Below are 15,082 nucleotides of genomic sequence, written 5' to 3'. Positions count from 1 at the left end.
GGAGCACCCGATCCCCATGATTCACAACGACACGGTCGCAGACGCTAAGGCCAACCCGGACCTGGAGCAGCCGTATCACGAGCTGGGCCTGAAGGACGACGAGTACGCGCGCATCAAGCAGCTGCTGGGCCGCCGCCCGACCGATGCCGAGCTGGCCATGTACTCCGTCATGTGGTCCGAGCACTGCTCGTACAAGTCCTCTAAGACGCACCTGCGTTACTTTGGTGAGACCACGACCGACGAAATGAAGTCCAAGATGCTCGCCGGCATCGGCGAGAACGCCGGCGTGATTGACATCGGCGACGGCCACGCCGTCACCTTCAAGGTTGAGTCCCACAACCACCCGTCCTACGTGGAGCCCTACCAGGGTGCGGCCACCGGTGTGGGTGGCATCGTCCGCGACATTATGGCGATGGGCGCACGCCCGGTGGCCGTGATGGACCAGCTGCGCTTCGGCCCGGCCGACCTGCCGGATACCCAACGTGTGCTGCCCGGCGTGGTCGCGGGTGTGGGCGGTTACGGCAACTCTTTGGGCTTGCCGAACATTGGCGGTGAAACTGTTTTTGACGCCACCTACGCGGGCAACCCCCTGGTCAATGCACTGTGCGTGGGCACTTTGAAGACCGAAGATCTAAAGCTGGCCTTCGCCTCCGGCAAGGGCAACCGAGTGATCCTTTTCGGCTCTCGCACGGGTCTGGACGGCATTGGCGGCGTTTCCGTGCTGGCTTCGGACACGTTCGAGGAAGGCGCGGAGCGCAAGCTGCCCGCCGTGCAGGTGGGTGACCCCTTCGCGGAGAAGGTGCTGATCGAGTGCTGCCTGGATCTATACCGCGCAGGCGTGGTGGTTGGTATTCAGGACCTCGGTGGAGCGGGCCTTTCCTGCGCTACTGCGGAGCTGGCATCCGCCGGTGACGGTGGCATGCACATCAACCTGGACAACGTGCACCTGCGCGCCGAGGGCATGACTGCCGCGGAGATTCTCTCTTCTGAGTCGCAGGAGCGCATGTGTGCGGTTGTGACCCCGGAGAACGTGGATGCGTTCATGGAGATCTGCCGCAAGTGGGACGTACTGGCCTCCGACATCGGCTGCGTGACCGACGGTGAACACCTCGTCATCGAGCACTGCGGCGAGGTTGTGGTGGATGCTTCTGCGCACACCATGGCAGAGGAAGGGCCGGTGTACGAGCGCCCCTACGAGCGCCCGGCAGAGCAGGACCAGCTGAACGAGCCCCGCGGCGTGGAACTGCCGGAAACCGCCCAGGAGGTCCGCGGCCAGATTCTGGACCTGGCGGCCTCCCCGGCACTGTGCTCCCGCGAGTTCATCACTGAGCAGTACGACCGCTACGTGCGTGGCAACACCGTTTCGGCTAAGGACGCGGACGCGGGCGTGCTGCGCATCGACGAGGAGACCGGTCGCGGCATTGCGGTATCCACCGATGCCTCCGGCCGTTACACCCGTCTGGATCCCCGCACCGGCGCGCAACTGGCGCTGGCTGAGGCTTTCCGCAACGTATCTGCCACGGGTGCCACCCCCGTCGCCGTTTCCAACTGCCTGAACTTCGGCTCCCCGGAGGACCCGGGTGTGATGTGGCAGTTCCGCGAGGCCGTCCACGGCTTGGCGGATGGTTGTAAGGAAATGAGCATCCCGGTGACCGGCGGCAACGTTTCCTTCTACAACCAAACCGGCGATACCGCCATCCTGCCGACCCCGGTTATCGCGGTGCTGGGCACCATCGACGACTGCGCCTGCCGCATCCCGCAGCAGCTGCCGCAGGCTGACCAGAAGCAGGAGCAATACCACCTGGTTCTGGTGGGCGCGGAGACCCGCGAGGAGCTCGGTGGCTCCATCTGGCAGCAGGTTGTCCACGACGAACTGGCTGGCCTGCCCCCGCAGGTGGATCTGTCTGTAGAGCAGCGCCTGGGTGCATTCATCACTTCCCAACGCGACCGGATCGTCGCCGCCCACGACCTTTCCGAAGGTGGGCTGTCGCAGGCCGTCGTGGAGCTGGCGATCCAGTCCGGTCGGGGAGTGGCCGTGAACCCGATGCTGAGCCAGCACGAGTCCGCCGCTGTGCAGGGCCGCACCCTGGCCCAGCAAGCAGCAGTTGGTCTGTTCTCTGAGACCGCCTCCCGCGTTCTGCTGGCAGTGCGCAGCGAGGACTACGGCGATCTGATGCGTGATCTGGCTGAGACTGGCCTGACCGGTGGTTGGATTGGCCTGACCGGCGTGAGCGATGCCGCCGACCAGCCGATCATCCGCTTCGGCTCTGGCGTGTACCCCACGCTGCCGTTCGGCGGGGAGGTCGAGCTCGACCCGGCGAAGCAGCACGCCGACGACTTCGACGTAGTTATCTCTTTGGACGAGGCCGAGACGGCCTGGAAGTCCACCCTGCCTGCACTGTTTAACCATGCGGCGGGTAATAACTCAGTGGTCTAAAAGGTGTAGAACATGCACAAGGGGACCCGCGGCCACCTGGCCGCGAGCCCCCTTTTTTCCTGTGTGCTACTCCACAAAGCGGAAGTCGCCGCTGCTGGGGCTAACCAGCGGTCGCGGCAGGAACTCCTTGCGCAGGTTACGCAGTGTAGAGGCGTGCTCCTCCAGGCGCTTATCCTCGCTGGTCACCGGCGTGAACTTGCGGGCCTGGAGCGGGTTACCGTCCAGATCCACAGCGATGTACGTCATGGAAGCGTGGATAGCCACCGGCAGCTTGCCCTTGCCCTCGCGCGGATCGCCAGCCCGCAGGTGCACCATCACCGTCATCGAGCGCTCGTCGGTGCGCACCAGGCGTGCGTCCACCTCCACCAGGTCGCCGATGTGCACCGGGCGGTAAAAACGAATTCCGCCAGCGTATACCGCGGTGGTGCGCTCGCCGGTCCACTGCATGGTGCAGGCCGTGGCGGCCTCGTCGATCCACTCCATCGCCGTGCCACCGTGCACGTTGCCGCCCCAGTTCACGTCCGTCGGCTTGGCCAAGAAGCGGTTCACCAGCTCCGGTGCAGTTGACTTGTCGGTGTAAGTCTGGCGCAGCATTTCTTCTTCGATGGCCTTGCGGAGCTGGATGCGGGACAGCGCCGCATCCTCTACACGCTTTTCCTCGTCCGTGGTCGGAACGTAGGCGGGGATCTGCTTGGACTTACCGTTTTCGTCCAGGGCCACGAAGATCACGAGGCAGTCGCAGGCACGGGTGAACACTCCCTCGCGCGGGTCTGCAGACAGCACCTCGTTCACGATGTGCATGGAGCTGCGGCCGGTGTAAGCGATACGGCTGCGAACCTCCACCATGTGGCCCGACGGAATCGGACGAGTGAAGTGAATGTGGCCCACGTAGGCGGTCACACAGTAGGACTGTGCCCAGCCCACAGCGCACGCGTAGGCAGCCTTATCGATCCACTCCAACACGCGGCCACCGTGCACGCCCATGGCGCCGGCCATCAGCACGTCCGTCGGTGCAGCCAGGAAGCGCAGCGTAACCTTCGGGCTGCGCTCCTGCGGAGCCTCCGCTGGGTTGCCAGGTGCGTTGTGCTCGTTGGGGGTGGTGTTTTCCGTGTTTTCCGCCACGTCGCTGCCTTCCTCTGCTGCTTGTGCTGCTCGTGCTGCTTCTTGTGTTTAGGGCTTTCGCTGCGCTTTCGCGTTCAACTTCCCAATACTAACGTGCCCCTTAGCTCTGTGTTTCATGGAGCACTACAATTTCTTCGCATGAAGCATTTACACGGCCCGGAACTATCCGCCGAAGCACGCCGCGCAGTCGCGCAGGTCGCGCCGTGGGTAAAGGAGCCAGAAGGCGAACCGCGCCCGCCGCGTGCCGAGGTAGCCGCTGCTGTCCGACTCTCGCTCGCTGTCCTCGAGGAGCTCGCTCCCGGTCATGCTGTCGAGGTCCGCGTGCCACCCTTCGCCGCCGTTCAGTGCGTCGCTGGCCTGGAGCACCGTCGTGGCACTCCGCCCAATGTTGTGCAGTGCGCGCCGATCACGTGGCTACGCCTAGTGGTGGGGCTTGAGGATCTTGCTAGTTCCGGCGCCGACACTTCCGGAACCCGTGCCTCCACTATCGCCGGGCACCTACCGTTGTTTCGGATCTGACGTAGATGCGTCGGGGGATAGGTATTCCTTTGGGGTTCGCGCGGGTCGGCTAGTAGAGTCGGCAGAGTGGCAAACATTCACGGCCAGAGAAACCAAGCAAAGGCAGAACCGTTGCTAAGCCCATTCGACGACCGGGGCGAAACCGAGCCCCGGGAGGAATGTGGCGTATTCGGGGTATGGGCACCGGGGGAGGACGTCTCCAAGCTGACGTACTACGGCCTGTACGCCCTGCAACACCGTGGCCAGGAGGCTGCGGGTATCGCGGTGGGGGACGGCGACCAGATTGTCGTGTTCAAGGATCTGGGTCTGGTTAGCCAGGTCTTTGACGAGCAGTCGCTGGAGGCCCTGAAGGGGCACATCGGCATGGGGCATAACCGCTACACGACCGCCGGTGGCAATAGCTGGGAGAACGCGCAGCCGATGTTCCGCATGGCCCCGGATGGCACCGACGTGGCGCTGGGGCACAACGGCAACCTGGTAAACCACCGGGAACTTACCCAGGAGGCCGCGCGACTGGGCCTCGTGGACCCCAAGGAAAACCCATCGGATTCGCTGGTGATGTGTGCGCTGTTGGCGGCGGCGACTCGCGAGGGGCACGGGGTGGAAGAAGCTGCGATGGAGCTATTCCCTAAGGTCAAGGGCGCCTTCTGTGTGTTGTTTACCGATGGCGATGCTTTGTACGCGGCTCGCGATCCGCACGGCGTACGTCCGCTGTCGATCGGCCAGCTGGCCGGTGGCGGCTGGGTCGTCGCTTCTGAAACCGCGGCGTTGGACATCGTTGGTGCTCGTTTCGTCCGCGACGTGGAGCCGGGTGAACTAGTCATCGTCGACGGCGATGGAGTGCGTTCCCGCCGCTTCGCCGAGACCACGCACAAGGGCTGTGTTTTCGAGTACGTCTACCTGGCCCGCCCGGATTCCGTTATCCGCGGCCGTTCCGTCAACGGCACTCGCCTGGAGATCGGCCGCAAGCTGGCCGAGGAAGCCCCGGCGGATGGCGACCTGGTGATCCCAGTGCCGGAGTCCGGCACACCGGCAGCGGTAGGGTACGCACAGGCCTCGCACATTCCCTTCGGCCAGGGCCTGATGAAGAATGCGTACGTGGGCCGCACCTTCATTCAGCCGTCGCAGACCATCCGCCAGCTGGGGATTCGCCTGAAGCTCAACCCGTTGCGCGAGGTCATCGAGGGCAAGCGTCTGGTCGTCGTCGACGATTCCATCGTCCGCGGTAACACCCAGCGTGCGCTGATTAAGATGCTGCGCGAGGCCGGGGCGAAGGAAGTACACGTTCGTATTGCCTCGCCGCCGGTGAAATGGCCGTGCTTCTACGGCATCGACTTCGCCTCGCCCACAGAGCTAATCGCGAATAACGTGGATCCCGAGGATCCAGTGGAAGGAATTCGCCAGGAGATTGATGCGGATTCGCTTGCGTTCGTTTCGACCGAGGCGATGATTGAGGCGTCACAACAAAACAGCGACGAGCTCTGCGCGGCGTGTTTTGACGGCGTGTTCCCGCTGGGTATGCCGAGCGACAATCCGAACGCGGCGTTGGTAGAAACGATGTTGAAGCAGCAGGCAAAGAATTAGAAGCAAGGATCCAAGGACAAGCCATGAGTGAGCACCCTGAGAACACCCCAAAGCAGGCAGCAGGCGCTTCGTACGCCGCTGCCGGTGTAGACATCGAAGCCGGCGATCGCGCGGTCGAGCTTTTCGCACCTCTAGCCAAGAAGGCCACTCGCCCCGAGGTGCGTGGCGGGCTCGGCGGCTTCGCTGGCCTGTTTGCCCTGGGTAAATACGAAAAGCCGCTGCTGGCCGCATCCTCTGACGGCGTGGGCACCAAGTTGGCCGTCGCCCAGGCGATGGACAAGCACGACACGATCGGGCGCGACCTGGTGGCAATGTGTGTGGATGACTTGGTGGTGTGCGGTGCTGAGCCGCTGTTTTTGCAGGATTACATCGCCATCGGCAAGGTGGTTCCGGAGCACGTGGCCAGCATCGTTTCCGGCATTGCGGAAGGTTGCGAGGAGGCCGGTTGTGCGCTGCTGGGCGGCGAGACCGCCGAGCACCCGGGCGTGATGGCACCGAACGAGTACGATGTCTCCGCCACCTCCGTCGGCGTGGTCGAAGAGGCGAACGTACTGGGGCCGGATCGCGTGCGGCCGGGCGACGTGGTGATCGCCATGGCCTCTTCCGGCCTGCACTCCAACGGCTACTCGCTCGCGCGCCACGTGCTGCTGGATACGAAAAAGCTGCCGCTGGACGGGCACATTGAGTCCCTCGGCCGCACGCTGGGGGAGGAGCTGCTGGAGCCTACCCGCATCTATGCCCTGGACTGCCTGAAGCTGGTCAGCGAGTGCGACGTGCACACCTTTGCCCACATCACCGGCGGAGGCCTGGCCGCTAACCTCGGTCGTGTGATCCCGGATGGATTGACCGCGGAGCTGGAACGTTCCACCTGGACCCCCGGCGCAATCTTCCGTTTGATCCAGGAGGAAGGCCAGGTTCCGCAGGAAGAGATGGAGAAGACCTTCAACATGGGTGTGGGCATGGTCGCCGTCGTCGCCGAGGACGATGCCGAGCGTGCGATGGCCATGCTGACCGCCCGCCACATCGATGCTTGGCGCTTGGGTGAGGTTCGCCCGGCGCAGGACGGCCAGTCCGGTGCAATCCTGAACGGCGAGTACCGCAGCCCCGTACAGGGCTAGTACCGCAGCCCCGTACAGGGCTAAAGCCAACTCCCCTCACATCGGGAGAACAAAACTCCCGCCCCCGCGCTTGTGAGAAGCGCCAGGGGGCGGGAGTTTTTAGTAGCCGGGCGGATTATTTGCGCGATCCGCCGGAGTATCCATCGTCGTAATCGTCGGCATACTCGTCGCTGTAGTCGTCGTACTCCGCAGCGTATTCGCTGTAGTCATCCTCGTACTCGTCGTACTCGCTATCGCCGCGGGAACCGGAGCCCCGGTTTTGCGACTGACCCGAGAGTTCCCTCTGCAGGCTCTCCAGATCCATCTCCGGAGCATTGTACTTCAACTGACGAGCAACCTTGGCTTGCTTTGCCTTGGCACGGCCGCGACCCATGGCCTGACCCCCTTGCGGTGTCCTCGAGTGGCGCGGGAGTTCGGCCACCCTTTTCGTTTACATGTTAAGTTTCTTCCTGCCCTACACCATAGCGGTTAGCAATCATTTTTTCCCAAAAGCCCCTCCTAAGACCATCGGACCGCGGGTGTTTTCGCCCCGATAAATCCTCTGCGACCTGCGCCGTCGAGGTGCAGCCGAGGGGGTCAAGTTAACGTGAGGGTTTTCTAATTTTTTCCGCGCATCCGGTTAATCGCCGCGCGTCCTGGTCGGATTGCGTCGGTCGCGGTGGCCTGCGCCAGGTCGCTCGGGTCGATCGATGCGTCGACCTCGTCGACGAGCAATGGCGGTACGTCGCTGTTTGTGGACGCCACCTTCTCCACCACATTCCGCTTCACCAAAGCCAGGGCGATGGGGCCATAGTCGCAGTCGTGCACGCTGGATCCGACCCGGCCGATAGCACGGCCCCCCGCAGTGAGTTCGGCGCCTACACCGGGCAGTCGGTTGGCGGACCCGTCGAGTTGTAGCATCACCAGTACGCGCGGGGATTTACCCAGGTTATGTACGCGAGAGACCGTTTCCTGCCCCCGGTAGCAGCCCTTGTTTAAGTGCACGGCGGCTTCAGTGGGGCCGGCGGAAACGTCATCCAGCTGGGTAGCGCCACTGATCCCCCTGCCGATAAAGATGGGAACTTCGTGGGGGATGGTGCGCTCGTCGGTATCTACGCCCAGAATCGGTAGGCGTGCCCGGATTCGAAATGCTTCGAAGGCCATGCGCCCGGTGGGCTGTGCGGAGCTGGCCAATTGATCCCATGCGCCGGTGAAGCTCTCTCGAGTAACCCATAGGTCCAGGCATTGAACGTCGCCGATAGTTTCAGTCCTCCACAGTTGGAGATCAAGATCGTCTGAAATTTCGATGTTCAGCTGGCTGGGGAGGGCGGCGGATGAGGTGGCGTCGATAGCAAAGAGCGAAGAATCCGCGGCGAGGTTCGTGCCTAGAACCGTGAGCCGTGCCCACGACAGGCGCTCGACCGTGACCTGCGACCAGAAGACCATTGTGGTGAGGTAATCCTCGAGTGCGTCGGCATGGGTGGCCGGGGTATCGAGGATCAGCGCGTCCTCGGTAGCGAGTATGCCGAAGAAGTGCTCGACGTGGCCCTTGACGTCGAGGATCAGGCCGAATGTAGCCTGGCCGGGATCGATAGCATTGACCTTCTGGGAGATCAGGTTGTTGAGCCAATCGCGGCGCTCCGGGCCAGAGATGCGGATGGCCACGCGATCCCAGAAATCCACCAGTCCGGGTTTGCCATCGCCAACTCGCGACTGCTCGGTGAGTGGACTGCCAAAATGCCAGGCGGTGGCACATTCCGGTCCGGGTGTGGCCTCCGTGCCAGAAAATGCGCTAGCAGAGGGGACATGGTCGAGGATCGGGCTGTGAGTCAGGTCAAACACGCCATCCATCGTAGGACGGGGTGGGGGTGGCTGGCCAGTAGCAGGCGCTGCAGGGCCGCTACATAGCTGGGATTAGGATGTGAGGCATGAGTAGTAGGGGAGCAGAGTTCGTGGTTGTCGACGTGCTAGACACAGACGCAGGCACAGGCGCAGGCGCTGGCAGCGCGGAACCACAGGTTCGGGACGTGACTGTGCCGATGATCTACGCCGACGACCTGGCGGCCGTGCGCGGCGACGGAGTGTTTGAGACCTTCATGCTGCGGGGTGGCAACGTCCGTAACCGGGAGCGCCATGCCACGCGCTTCATGAACAGCTCTGCAATGCTGGATCTGCCGGAGCCGGATCTAAAGCGGTGGTTCCGCGCCACCGACATCGCAGTGGCCAGCTTCGAGAGCAAGAACGGGGCGGGCCAGGAGGCCGCGCTGCGTTGGGTGTACTCGCGTGGGCGGGAATCGACCGGCCGGCCGACGGGCTGGGTGACTGTGGCGCCGGTCAGCGAACACGTGCTGCATGACCGCGCTCACGGAGTGCGAGTGATGACGGCCGAGCGCGGTTTCCGCATCGATCTTTCGGAACGCTCGCCGTGGGCGCTGATTGGCGCGAAGACACTGTCCTACGCCGCGAACATGGCGGCGCTACGCAGTGCGAAGGCGCGCGGGGTAGACGACGTGATCTTCCTCTCCGACGAAGGGCTGGTACTGGAAGGGCCAACCTCGACGGTCGTTGCCGCTGAGGTGAACCCGACGACGGGGGAGAAGAGGCTCATCACCCCGCCGCCCCACGTTGGCATTTTGAAGGGAACGTCGCAGGCTGCCCTGTTTAAGCTAGCGGAGCAGCGCGGATGGGAGACCGAAGAGCGCGTATTGCGGGTAAAGGATCTGCAGGCCGCCGCCGGTGTGTGGTTGGTCTCCTCTGTGCGCGTGCAGGCGCGCGTCACCGAGCTCGACGGCGCGGAGCTGCCCCGCCCGGAGGTCGCCGACGAGGTAGAGCAGATGGCCTGGGAAGCCGTGACTGGCTAGTGTACTAGCCGACCACGCGAGACAGCTGCGCAGACAGCCAGGGCACCATCTCGCCGTCGATCAGGCGCTCGTCGACCCAGCCGAGGTCGTTGTTTGGCATCAGGCCGTACAGGCGCTTGCCCGGCCCCAAGTTCGTCGGGCCGGTGGCCGTCGCCATTGTCGAGGCGCTTTCCAGTTGCCAGGCGCGCTCGTTCAGTGGGCTGCCGTACAGAATCTCCACCATGCCGTCGGAGTGGGTGAGGATCATCTCGATCTCATCCGCCTCGTTGATGCGCAGGAAGCCGGACTCGCGGCGGTCGGGGATCTCGGTCGGCTTACCGTCGTCATCCATGCGCCAGGTGCGGGAATCGTAGCGCAGGCGGTTTTCGCCATCGTGGGCGAAGATAACCTGCTGGCCGAAAGTGAACTCGTCCTCGCCGGGAGGTGCTGCCTGGCCCTGGCCACGCCACACGCCCACCAGTGGCAGCAGCGCCAGTAGCCCATCGTGCAGGTTGGGGCCCTTGCGCAGGTTGGCTGTGTCGTCAGGGATGGGCATGTCGCCGAATTCCGGCAGGTTCTTGTCGCTGGTCGCCTTGGACTGCTCGGCGGCCAGGTTAACCGCCTCGTTCGCATCGACCTTGAACTTCTTGTTTTCTTCTTCAGCCATGACCCTAAGCCTATAGGCTGGGTTGTTCTTCTTCACTCAAGGGTCGAGATCGTGGCGCCAGGTCGGACAGGCTGATCTTCGTATACACCTGCGAGTGTTCGACGAATACCGAACCTCCGGAAACGTAGATTCGCTCCGGGTCACCCCGCATAGGTAGGTTCTTGCCCGGGATGCTCAAACTAAAGGCGTCAATAATCCGATCTTCAATGGTTCCAGTTATTGCAGTCTCGTCTGTGACGTCGTTGGCCTTGATGTCCAGCCCATCGGGAGCAGAGAGGATCTTGGTCGGGGTGATCTTCATCGTGCCGGCAACGATGCGCAGCTTCACCTCTACCTTCGCCGGTTTGGCGAAGCCCTGGGGCTTGCCTTCGAAGATGGCCTCGGTTTCCCAACCGCCGCGGGGTGAGATGTCGTCTAGGTTCTGTATCTGCAGAGCGTCGATGCCCATTCGGTTGCCCAGTAGCACCCCGTCTAGCTGTAAGCGTGTAAACACCTTTCGCGCCGGGGCATCCTCGATCGTTCCATTGAATACGTCTTCCGCGGAGACCGTGACGTACTGCGCCGAGGTGTACACGCTCATTAGCCCGAAGCCTGGCACGTCGACGTCGCTTGCGGTGACGGTCACGGCCTGCATCTCGTGGCTCAGCGCTGCGCCGGTATAGGGAAAGCCTGCCACCTGCACCTTCGGGGGGTTGGCCAGGTTGGAATCAGCATAGAGAGCCTCGGAGATCTTGTGCTCAGTTCGCGCCGCGATAACGTTGTCGGCGATCACTGCAACCAGCAGCACCAACACCAGGGCGACCGCACTTCGAATTGCGATCTTCTTCACCTTGCCGGCCACCCTTCCTAAGCTTCCTCTGTTCCCTCCAGGCTACTAGGTGCCCTTGTTCTTTCTTTTAGACGCCACACGTCAGCCGTTTAAAACCCAGTGAAGCGTTAAAAAACCCGTTAAATCGACCCCACAGGAGTTCAAAGTGGGGGACAATCGGGGACATGGCTATTATCTACAACACGTTTGAAGACCTGTGGGAGCACACTGACGTGCTGGAGGGGGTCCACGAGGTGTTGCGAGAGGTCGCCGAGGCCGACGGTGTGGCGGCGATAAGCGAGATCTTCGTTCGAGGCATGGATGAGGACTTTGGACACAAACACGTGGTGGCGGTCAGCGAGGGGCGCGTGGTTGGTGTGCTGGCCGTCGACCCTGATCGCGTTATCGAATTGGCTGTAGCGCCGGAGATGCGCCACGGCGGAGTGGGCGTGGGGCTGTTCGAGGCACTGCGGGATCAGCTGGGTGTAAGCGGCGCGATTGATGTCTGGGCGCACGGCGATTCCGCTGGTGCGCAGCGCTTTGTGGAGTCGTTGGATGCCCGCCGCACCCGCGAACTATTGAAGATGTCTTTGGGTTGTCCGCCGGCGACGAAGGCTGCTAAGGCTATCGAGGTGGGTAGCGCCGAAGCCGACAAGCGCTGTGCGGAGCTGGGGATTGATGTGCTGACTTATAGCCAGTCCGTTGAACGGTTCGACACGGATTCCGTGGATGCCGAGTGGGTACGGGTGAATAATGAGGCCTTTGCCTGGCATCCGGAGCAGGGAGGTTGGGACGTGGAGAGGCTGCGTGCTGCCCGCGATACCAATTGGTTCGACCCGGATGGGGTGCTGATGCTGTGGGTGCGGGATCAGAAGTCCAGTGCAGAGCGTGTGGGCATCCCCGGCGCTGCAGATGGTGGCGAGGGGAATGATGAGGTGTTCCGACTGGCTGGTTTCCACTGGACGAAAATCCCGTTCGAGGAAAAGGAGAAGGAAGCCGGAGAGCGTACCGGTGAGGTGTACGTGGTGTGCCTTTCCGATGACGCGCGGGGGCGAGGGCTGGGACAGGCTATCACGCAACTGGGTATGAAGCTGTTGCTGGATAGCGGTTGTGGTTGCGTGGAGCTGTACGTGGAAGGCGATAACGCCCCGGCGGTATCCACCTATAAGCGCCTAGGCTTCGAGGTGGTTCACACCGACGTTGTCTATCGCGGATGTCTGTAGTCGCTTGCAGTGGGCTGCTTGTGGGCAGCCTCGCGCGGGGTGGGTTCCAGGGCGACCCTCTAACTAAGTAAACGGAAAGCGTGAGCTAAGGAGAGCTTAAGTTTTTTGAAGGTCTAGATGCGGCTATGAACTGGATTCTGCGCAAGATTTGGTAAACATCAGGTTAATTCGTGTCGATTTTCGTCACATGGGGGTAGTGGATAGGTGTGTTTCATGGCCAAACTCGCCACCTCATTCAGAGTTGGAAAAAGTACACTTCCTGCGGGGATTGCATTGTTCACTTTTTGTTCACTTACAGAACTCCTTAATTCAATAAGCGCCGATTAACTTTCTTGGTGACGCAAGATTAGCGCCGATGTCGATAACGTCGGGCTTTTCCTGTAAGACACTTTTTCTGTACTTCTGACAATTTTCGGAGGAAAACCTCGTGAAGTTCACCATGAAGCGCACCAGCGCCGCAGCTGCAACCCTGTTTGCTGGTTCCCTGATCTTGACCGGCTGCTCCAACGCTGACAACAACGACAACGGCGGTGGCGAAAGCACCCGTGAGATGGAGGAGGTCTCCGGCGAGCTGCGCGGTGAGGGCGCATCCTCTCAGGACAACGCCATCCAGAACGTCTTCGGCCCGGCATTCTCCAACACCGGCGCAACCCTGGCCTACACCGCTTCTGGTTCCGGCGACGGCCAGAAGAAGTTCATCGCTGGCCAGGCTGACTTTGCTGGTTCCGATTCCCCGCTGAAGGACGACCAGGTCGAGGACGCTAAGAAGCGCTGCGACGGCAACGACGCATGGCACCTGCCGATGGTTATCGGCCCGGTTGCTATCGCTTACCACCTGGAGGGTGTGGACACCCTGAACCTGTCCACCGAGACCATTGCCAAGATCTTCAAGGGCGAGATCAAGACGTGGGACGACGAGGCTATCAAGTCCGAGAACGAGGGCGTTGATCTGCCGTCGAAGCCGATCGATGTTGTTTACCGCTCTGACGAGTCCGGTACCTCCGACAACTTCCAGAAGTTCCTGGCCGCTTCCACCGACGGCGCGTGGGACTCCGAGGGCAAGAGCTTCCCGACCAAGGTTGGCACCGGTGCCCCGAAGTCCAAGGGTGTCGCTGACCAGGTTGCAGCTACCGACGGTGCAATCACCTACGTTGAGTCCGGCTACGCCGAGGAGCTCGACAAGGTTAACATCGCCAACATCGACTTCGGCTCCGGCCCGGTCGAGCTGAACAAGGAGAACATCAACAAGGCTCTGGGCGAGGCTGAGTTCAAGAGCGAGGGCAACGACCTGGTTGTTGACGCTGAGAAGCTGTACAGCATGGACGGCGAGGGTGAGTACCCGCTGGTTCTGACCACCTACGAGATCGTCTGCTCCGCTGGCTACGACGAGAACACCGCAAAGCTGGTTAAGAACTTCATGTACACCATCCTGGACAACCAGGGCGACGACCTGGCTGACCAGGGCTACATCCCGCTGGACGGCGAGTTCAAGAGCAAGCTGGAAGAGTCCGTCGACGCTCTGCAGTAGCATCAAGAGGCTCTGAACACCGGTTTTCCGCAGAGAAACCGTAGCTGCCCAAACAGACAGCAACGTAACCCCCGTTCGTTCATCGATCGGGGGTTGCGGTCTGATTGAGCCGGAAACAGTGACGCGAAACACTTTTCGCAATTATTCTCGTATCAAATAACGACCTTTTAAGGATCCCTCATGGCAAATGCCAATAAGGTTGAGGTCGCCAAGTCCGAAGTGGCAGAGGGCGACGCTCCTCAGCCGACGCAGGATCACCAGTTGGTAGACGACAACAGCCAGCGCTCCGGCGGTGGCCACGTCAAGCGCCCTGGCGATGTTGTGTTCGAAACGCTGGCAAAGACCTCCTCAATCCTGATCACCGTGATCATCGCGCTGATCGGCCTGTTCCTGATTCTGCAGGCAGTCCCCGCACTGAACCGCCTGCGCGACGGTATCTTCAGCTTCTTTACCTACGGTGAGCGCTGGAACACCAACTACACCAGTAACGATGGTGGCTGGATGCAGTTCGGTATCCCGAACCTGTTCTTTACCACCGTCCTGGTCTCCCTCGTTGCCTTGGTGCTAGCGATGCCAGTCGCCCTGGGCATCGCGATCTTCCTGTCTAACTACTGCCCGAAGTCGCTGGTCAAGCCGCTGGGCTTCATGGTCGACCTGCTGGCTGCAGTGCCCTCCATCGTGTTCGGTATCTGGGGTGCTTACGTCCTCGGCCCGGCACTGGGTGACTTCTTCGAGTGGCTGTCCGGCTGGGCTGGCGGATTCTTCCTCTTCAACTACCAGCAGGGTAGCTCCCCGCCGTTCTCCACCTCTCGAAACATCTTCACTGGTGGCATCGTCCTGGCAATCATGATTCTTCCCGTTATCGCTGCCACCACCCGCGAGGTCTTCGTGCAGACCCCGAAGGGTCACGTCGAGGCCGCTCTGGCACTGGGCGCCACCCGCTGGGAAGTTGTTCGCATGACAGTGCTGCCGTTCGGCCTGTCCGGCTACATTTCCGGTGCCATGCTGGGCCTCGGCCGTGCGCTGGGTGAGACCATGGCGCTGTACATGGTCATCGCTAGCTCCGCAGGATTCCGCGGCTCTCTGATGGACGGTGGTACGACCTTCGCAACCGCGATTGCCGCGGCTGCACCAGAGTTTAACGACGAGCTGAAGGCGGGTGCCTACATTTCCGCCGGCCTCGTGCTGTTCCTGTTGACCTTCTTGGTCAACGCTGCCGCCCGTGCCGTTGTGGCCAAGAAGTAGGAGACGAAAACA

The 15,082-nt window shown here is 62.0% G+C and carries 13 protein-coding genes; 8 read left to right on the top strand and 5 right to left on the bottom strand.

Translation table 11 applies throughout. The features are described 5' to 3' along the window. The first annotated feature begins 16 nt into the window (after nucleotides 1-16). A complete protein-coding gene (gene purL, locus ACKFRT_RS06730; protein ID WP_296212104.1) occupies nucleotides 17-2,437 on the top strand; it encodes a phosphoribosylformylglycinamidine synthase subunit PurL in 2,421 nt (806 codons plus the stop codon). 66 nt (nucleotides 2,438-2,503) lie between these two features. Here the strand turns inward: purL and ACKFRT_RS06725 are convergent, their stop codons facing one another. Beyond that, nucleotides 2,504-3,559: an acyl-CoA thioesterase gene (locus ACKFRT_RS06725; protein WP_408924758.1), complete on the bottom strand. Its 1,056-nt coding sequence runs from the start codon at nucleotides 3,557-3,559 to the stop codon at nucleotides 2,504-2,506. Between the two features lie 138 nt (nucleotides 3,560-3,697). Between ACKFRT_RS06725 and ACKFRT_RS06720 the strand changes: the two genes are divergently transcribed. The 3 genes from ACKFRT_RS06720 to purM all read left to right on the top strand — a co-directional run bounded on the left by ACKFRT_RS06720 (nucleotide 3,698) and on the right by purM (nucleotide 6,780). Then, nucleotides 3,698-4,078, top strand: a complete 381-nt coding sequence (locus ACKFRT_RS06720) for a sterol carrier family protein (protein ID WP_408924757.1) — start codon at nucleotides 3,698-3,700, stop codon at nucleotides 4,076-4,078. 111 nt (nucleotides 4,079-4,189) lie between these two features. Continuing rightward, nucleotides 4,190-5,662, top strand: a complete 1,473-nt coding sequence (gene purF, locus ACKFRT_RS06715; RefSeq protein ID WP_408926073.1) for an amidophosphoribosyltransferase — start codon at nucleotides 4,190-4,192, stop codon at nucleotides 5,660-5,662. A 23-nt stretch (nucleotides 5,663-5,685) separates the two neighbouring features. After that, the gene (gene purM, locus ACKFRT_RS06710; protein WP_296212094.1) at nucleotides 5,686-6,780 is read left to right on the top strand and encodes a phosphoribosylformylglycinamidine cyclo-ligase; all 1,095 of its coding nucleotides are present in this window, start codon (nucleotides 5,686-5,688) and stop codon (nucleotides 6,778-6,780) included. Nucleotides 6,781-6,895: 115 nt separating this feature from the next. On the opposite strand, the gene ACKFRT_RS06705 is transcribed toward purM, so the two are convergent. Further along, on the bottom strand, nucleotides 6,896-7,153 hold the full coding sequence (locus ACKFRT_RS06705) for a DUF3073 domain-containing protein (RefSeq protein ID WP_296212092.1): 258 nt from the start codon (nucleotides 7,151-7,153) through the stop codon (nucleotides 6,896-6,898). A gap of 224 nt (nucleotides 7,154-7,377) precedes the next feature. After that, nucleotides 7,378-8,610 carry a YgfZ/GcvT domain-containing protein gene (locus ACKFRT_RS06700; RefSeq protein ID WP_408924756.1) on the bottom strand — a complete coding sequence of 411 codons (1,233 nt, stop codon included), beginning with the start codon at nucleotides 8,608-8,610 and terminating at the stop codon, nucleotides 7,378-7,380. A gap of 77 nt (nucleotides 8,611-8,687) precedes the next feature. Here ACKFRT_RS06700 and ACKFRT_RS06695 point away from each other — a divergent pair, with 77 nt between their 5' ends. Further along, nucleotides 8,688-9,620, top strand: coding sequence for an aminodeoxychorismate lyase (locus ACKFRT_RS06695; RefSeq protein ID WP_408924755.1), 933 nt, complete (start codon nucleotides 8,688-8,690; stop codon nucleotides 9,618-9,620). Between the two features lie 4 nt (nucleotides 9,621-9,624). Here ACKFRT_RS06695 and ACKFRT_RS06690 read toward each other — a convergent pair whose 3' ends face one another. Both ACKFRT_RS06690 and ACKFRT_RS06685 read right to left on the bottom strand, forming a co-directional pair. Beyond that, nucleotides 9,625-10,266, bottom strand: a complete 642-nt coding sequence (locus tag ACKFRT_RS06690) for an FABP family protein (protein WP_296212087.1) — start codon at nucleotides 10,264-10,266, stop codon at nucleotides 9,625-9,627. Between the two features lie 10 nt (nucleotides 10,267-10,276). Beyond that, nucleotides 10,277-11,095 (bottom strand): DUF2993 domain-containing protein, encoded by an 819-nt coding sequence (locus tag ACKFRT_RS06685; RefSeq protein ID WP_296212084.1) that lies wholly within the window; start codon nucleotides 11,093-11,095, stop codon nucleotides 10,277-10,279. 164 nt (nucleotides 11,096-11,259) lie between these two features. Here ACKFRT_RS06685 and mshD point away from each other — a divergent pair, with 164 nt between their 5' ends. From mshD to pstC, 3 genes are all read left to right on the top strand, one after another. After that, nucleotides 11,260-12,297 (top strand): mycothiol synthase, encoded by a 1,038-nt coding sequence (mshD, locus tag ACKFRT_RS06680; RefSeq protein ID WP_296212082.1) that lies wholly within the window; start codon nucleotides 11,260-11,262, stop codon nucleotides 12,295-12,297. A 427-nt stretch (nucleotides 12,298-12,724) separates the two neighbouring features. Then, on the top strand, nucleotides 12,725-13,825 hold the full coding sequence (gene pstS, locus ACKFRT_RS06675) for a phosphate ABC transporter substrate-binding protein PstS (RefSeq protein ID WP_408924754.1): 1,101 nt from the start codon (nucleotides 12,725-12,727) through the stop codon (nucleotides 13,823-13,825). 180 nt (nucleotides 13,826-14,005) lie between these two features. After that, nucleotides 14,006-15,070 (top strand): phosphate ABC transporter permease subunit PstC, encoded by a 1,065-nt coding sequence (pstC, locus tag ACKFRT_RS06670; protein WP_296212081.1) that lies wholly within the window; start codon nucleotides 14,006-14,008, stop codon nucleotides 15,068-15,070. Nucleotides 15,071-15,082 lie beyond the last annotated feature (12 nt).

It is taken from the genome of Corynebacterium jamesii (assembly GCF_046097395.1).
GTDB lineage: Bacteria > Actinomycetota > Actinomycetes > Mycobacteriales > Mycobacteriaceae > Corynebacterium.
This window is presented reverse-complemented; position numbering and strand designations above follow the sequence as displayed.